General features: G+C 41.4%; 1 protein-coding gene. It reads right to left on the reverse strand.

All coding sequences use genetic code 11. The annotated features are described in order from the left end of the window. On the reverse strand, positions 1 to 208 hold a 208-nt coding region (locus tag KP705_RS18865; RefSeq protein ID WP_215765415.1), incomplete at its 3' end, for a hypothetical protein. Between the last annotated feature and the right edge of the window lie 182 nt (positions 209 to 390).

Genomic DNA, 390 nt, shown 5'->3' on the forward strand with positions numbered 1-390 from the left:
GGTCAATATAATGGTCATGCAAACAAGTCATGATATCGTAAGGCTTTTCCCAACCGCAATAAACCTCGMCCCCATTCCCAAACATATAACGAATAGCCTTGGTCTCATAACGTGCCTTCAATCGCACAGCCTTTATATTGAACAGATTTTCAAGCCTCTGTACTTCTCTCTCTATTTCTCTATATTTTTCCTTCTTTACCATATCCATAACAATCTCCGACCCTCAGTTTGTGGGGTACTGGAAACTTATTGTAGCAGATAGAAATCAATATTTGACTTGTCATAGTGTCCGACTATGACAATTACATTGTCGTCGGTCCTGCGGAGCTTCAAAGATACCAGTCTGCAAGCTCCTGAAAGGCGTCCTGATTAGCTTCGAAGTATTCGGAA

This window comes from Gluconobacter sp. P1D12_c (assembly GCF_018812105.1).
Taxonomy (GTDB): Bacteria; Pseudomonadota; Alphaproteobacteria; order Acetobacterales; family Acetobacteraceae; genus Gluconobacter; species Gluconobacter oxydans_A.